The organism is Nocardioides sp. (assembly GCF_024509035.1).
Lineage (GTDB): Bacteria > Actinomycetota > Actinomycetes > Propionibacteriales > Nocardioidaceae > Nocardioides.
In genome coordinates this window covers 1-4,579 of the sequence record NZ_JANINT010000176.1, presented here as the reverse complement: position 1 = coordinate 4,579, position 4,579 = coordinate 1, and the positions used below count along the sequence as shown (strand labels likewise).

General features: G+C 73.3%; 4 protein-coding genes. 3 read left to right on the top strand and 1 reads right to left on the bottom strand.

Annotated features, from left to right (window positions below; all coding sequences use genetic code 11):
- Nucleotides 1-432, bottom strand: a 432-nt coding sequence (locus Q0L15_RS13425; protein ID WP_296604951.1) for a TIGR03086 family metal-binding protein, incomplete at its 3' end; no start/stop codon positions are given.
- A gap of 61 nt (nucleotides 433-493) precedes the next feature.
- Here Q0L15_RS13425 and Q0L15_RS13420 point away from each other — a divergent pair.
- The 3 genes from Q0L15_RS13420 to pheT form a co-directional block, all read left to right on the top strand.
- The gene (locus tag Q0L15_RS13420) at nucleotides 494-1,489 is read left to right on the top strand and encodes a WYL domain-containing protein (protein ID WP_296604950.1); all 996 of its coding nucleotides are present in this window, start codon (nucleotides 494-496) and stop codon (nucleotides 1,487-1,489) included.
- A 58-nt stretch (nucleotides 1,490-1,547) separates the two neighbouring features.
- Complete coding sequence (gene pheS, locus Q0L15_RS13415; protein ID WP_296604949.1) at nucleotides 1,548-2,654, top strand: phenylalanine--tRNA ligase subunit alpha; 1,107 nt, start codon at nucleotides 1,548-1,550, stop codon at nucleotides 2,652-2,654.
- A 9-nt stretch (nucleotides 2,655-2,663) separates the two neighbouring features.
- A partial coding sequence (gene pheT / locus Q0L15_RS13410; protein ID WP_296604948.1) for a phenylalanine--tRNA ligase subunit beta occupies nucleotides 2,664-4,579 on the top strand: 1,916 nt, incomplete at its 3' end.

Here is a 4,579-nt window from a genome sequence, read left to right as displayed (position 1 = left end):
CGCGGCGAGGTCCCAGCCGTGGGCGGCGAGCTCGCCGGCGTACACCCCGAGCGCCACCGGCGCGGGGAACGACCCCAACGGGTGGGCGACCGTGCGGTCGAGCACGTCGGGCTCGTCGAGTGCGACGCGCAGGTCGCTCGCGGCCTGCTGCCACGCGTCGAGCCAGCGGTCGTCCTGGACGTCGGTGACCTGGGTGGGTACGTCGAAGGGGTGGCCGCCCCGGACGATGTGGGCGACCCGCCGTTCGACGGCGACCAGGTGGGCGAGGAGGTCGCGGACCGTCCAGTCCGTGCACGGCGTCGGACGGTCGAGGTCGGCGCCGGCGACGCCGGCGACCAGGGGAGTGGCCTGCTCGACCGCACGCAGGACGAGGGGACGCGGGTCCGCGGCCCGGTGGGCGGAGGCGGGAGTGAAGGGGCTCTGAGTGGTCATGACACCAGCCAACCGGTTGAACATGACACCTTGTGTCAGGAATTGATGGCACGATCGACGTGTGCGTGCCGACCGTCTGCTCCGCCTGCTCCACCTCCTCCAACGGCACGGCGGCCTGCCCGCTCGCCGGCTGGCGGAGCTGCTCGAGGTCTCCGAGCGCACGGTGCTGCGCGACATGGAGGCGCTGTCGGCGGCCGGCGTGCCGGTCTACCTCCAGCGCGGACGCGGCGGCGGGTGCTTCCTCGTCGAGGGCTACCGCACCGACGTCAGCGGACTCTCCGCCGCCGAGGCGCAGGCGCTGTTCCTGTGGGGCGGGCGCGACTCCGCGGACCAGCTGGGCCTGGGCCCCGCCCTGGCGAACGCGATGGCCAAGCTCGCGGCGACCGTGCCTGCTGACGCGATGGACAAGGCCGACGAGCTCGGGTCGGTGCTGGTGGTCGACCGGCGCCGCTGGTTCGCCGCCGCCGAGGAGGTCCCGGTCCTCCCGGTGCTGCGCCAGGCCGCGACCGACGGTCGCCGCGTGCGGCTGCGCTACACCTCCGCGGGACGCGACGCCCCCGCCGTACGCACGGTCGACCCCTACGGCCTGGTCGAGAACGCCGGCCGTTGGTACCTGCTCGGGGCGCACCGCGGCGAGCCGCGGATGTTCCGGGTCTCGCGGATCGAGTCCGCCGAGCTGCTCGACGAGCCGGCGCGCAGGCCTGCCGACCTCGACCTCGCCGCGGAGTGGGCGCGGCTGCGCGGGCGCCTGGAGACGGGGGAGGCCGTCACCCTCGAGGTGGCCGTCGAGGCCGAGGAGCTCGACCTGTTCCGCCGGCTCGCGTCCTTCCAGGTGGCGCCCGACAGCGTGGTCGAGGAGCTGGGCGTCGAGCCCGGCACCGGCCGGCTCCTGCTGCGGCTGACCATGCGCGCCCGGCGGCAGGCGATCGGCCTGCTGCTCACCTTCGCCGGGACCGTCGAGCTGCTGGCGCCCGCCGACCTGCGTGCCGAGCTGGTCGAGAGAGCCGCTGCCGCGCTGCGCGCCCACGGTGGAACCGGTTCGCCCCGGCCCGGCTGACCTCCCTAGACTTCCGGGGAGAACGAACACCAGAGACGATGCAGGGAAGAGGCGTGCCTTGTCGGGCCCCAACACCGATTACGACCCCGTGGAGGTCACTCCGTTGAAGCCCGAGGAGGTCGACGCGGCGCGTGACGCGGCGCTGGCTGCCATCGCGGGGGCCGCTGACCTGGCCGCCCTCAAGCAGGTGCGCATCGAGCACACCGGCGACCGCTCGCCGCTGGCCCTGGCCAACCGCGAGATCGGTGCGCTGCCTCCCCAGGCCCGCAAGGAGGCCGGCCAGCGCATCGGCCAGGCCCGCAGTGCGGTCAACCAGGCGCTCGCGGCCCGGCAGAGCGTGCTCGAGGCCGAGCACGAGGAGCGGATGCTCGCCGAGGAGACCGTCGACGTCACACTGCCGACCGATCGCGTGCCCACCGGCGCCCGCCACCCGCTCACCACCGGTGCCGAGCTGATCGCGGACATCTTCGTGGCCATGGGCTGGGAGGTCGCCGAGGGCCCCGTCATCGAGGCGGAGTGGCTCAACTTCGACGCCCTCAACCTCGGCCCCGACCACCCGGCCCGGACGATGCAGGACACGTTCTGGACCGACCCGGCCGAGAACGGCATCGTCCTGCGCACCCACACCTCCCCGGTGCAGGCGCGCACGATGCTCTCGCGCACCCCACCGATCTACGTCGTCTGCCCGGGCCGGGTGTTCCGCACCGACGAGTACGACGCCACCCACAGCCCGGTCTTCCACCAGGTCGAGGGCCTGGCGATCGACGAGGGCATCACGATGGCCCACCTCAAGGGCACGCTCGACCACTTTGCCGCCGCGATGTTCGGCGAGGGCATCAGCACGCGCTTCCGCCCGTCGTACTTCCCCTTCACCGAGCCGAGCGCCGAGGTCGACCTGGTCTGCTTCGTGTGCCGCGGTGCGGGCGAGCTCGACGGTGCGCCGTGCCGCACCTGCCGCGGCGAGGGCTGGATCGAGTGGGGTGGGTGCGGTGTCGTCAACCCGCGGGTGCTGACCGCCTGCGGTGTCGACGCGGAGCGCTACACCGGCTTCGCGTTCGGCATGGGCATCGACCGCACGCTGATGTTCCGCCACGGCATCGAGGACCTGCGCGAGCTCTTCGAGGGCGACGTCCGGTTCACGACAGCATTCGGCACGGAGCTCTGAGGACGACTGATGAAGGCCCCTGTTTCCTGGATCCGCGAGTACGTCGACCTGCCCGAGGGCGTCACGACCGAGGACCTCACCCACCGGCTCACCGCGCTCGGCCTCAAGCTCGAGGCGATCGAGAGCGCCGGCGCCGACATCCGCGGCCCGCTGGTCGTCGGGCGCGTCCTCACGATGGAGCCCGAGCCGCAGAAGAACGGCAAGACCATCAACTGGTGCACCGTCGACGTCGGTGCCGCCAACGGCACCGGTGATCCGCAGGGCATCGTGTGCGGGGCGCACAACTTCGCCCCCGGCGACCTCGTGGTCGTCGTCCTGCCCGGCGGCGTGCTGCCCGGCGGGTTCGAGATCTCCGCACGCAAGACCTACGGCCACGTCTCCTCGGGCATGATCTGCTCGGCCCGCGAGCTGGGCCTGGGCGAGGACCACGACGGCATCATCGTGCTGCCGGCCGACGCCGGCGCGCCGGGTGATGACGCGTTCGACGTGCTCGGCCTGCGCGAGGAGGTCATCGAGTTCGAGATCAACCCCGACCGCGCCTACGCGCTCTCGCTGCGCGGGGTCGCCCGCGAGGCGGCGCTCGCCTACGGCGCACCGTTCCGTGACCCCGCCGTCCGCGAGCTGCCGAGCGCCAACGGCGCGGGCTACCCCGTCGAGATCGACGACCCCGCCGGCTGCCCGGTGTTCGTGGCCCGCAAGGTCACGGGCTTCGACCCGGCCGCGCCGACCCCCGACTGGATGGCCCGCCGGCTCACCCAGGCCGGGATGCGCCCGATCTCGCTGGCCGTCGACATCACCAACTACGTGATGCTCGAGATCGGCCGGCCGATCCACGGCTACGACGCCGACAAGCTGCAGGGCCCGATCCGGGTCCGCCGCGCCCGCGAGGGCGAGCGGCTCACCACCCTCGACGGCGCCGAGCGCGTGCTCTCGGTCGAGGACCTCGTCGTCACCGACGACTCCGGCATCATCGGCCTCGGTGGCGTCATGGGTGGCGAGACCACCGAGATGTCCGACACCACCACGTCGGTGCTCGTGGAGGCGGCTCACTGGGACGCCACCTCGATGTTCCGCACCGGCAAGCGGCACAAGATCGGCTCCGAGGCCGGCAAGCGCAACGAGCGTGGCGTCGACCCGGTCGTCACCGAGGCCGCCGCCGACCGCGTGGTCGAGCTGCTGACGATGTACGGCGGCGGCACGGTCGACCCCGGTGTGACCGTCGTCGGCACGCCGCCGGCGCGGCCCGGGATCACGATCTTCTACGACCTGCCCGCGCGGGTGACCGGCATGGAGATCGACGCCGAGACGACCGCCGCCAACCTCGAGGCCGTCGGCTGCGCGGTCCAGCGCGAGGACGTGACGCTGACCGCGACTCCGCCGCCCTGGCGCCCCGACCTCAACGACCCCTTCGACCTCGTCGAGGAGGTGGCCCGCATCGTCGGCTACGACCAGGTGCCGTCGGTGCTGCCGCGCGAGGCGGCCGGGCGCGGGCTGACGCGCGAGCAGCGCTTGCGCCGCCGCGTGGGACGCACGCTCGCCGGCGCCGGATGCGTGGAGGTGATCAGCTTCCCGTTCGTCGGTGACGCGGCCTTCGACGCGCTGGGCCTGGGTGCGGACGACCCGTTGCGCCACACGGTACGTCTGGCCAACCCGCTGTCGAGCGAGGAGCCGTCCTACACCACGACGTTGCTGCCAGGACTGCTGCGCGCCGCGGCCCGCAACCTGGGCCGCGGAGCCTCCGGCGTGTCGTTGTTCGAGACCGGCACGGTGGCGTTCCCCGCCGACCGTGGCCGCGCCCCGATCTACGGCGTCGACTGGCGGCCCAGCGACGACGAGCTCGCCAAGCTCTTCGAGGCCCTGCCCGACCAGCCCCTGCACCTCGCGGTCGTCCTCGCGGGCGAGCGCGAGCGCGCCGGGTGGTGGGG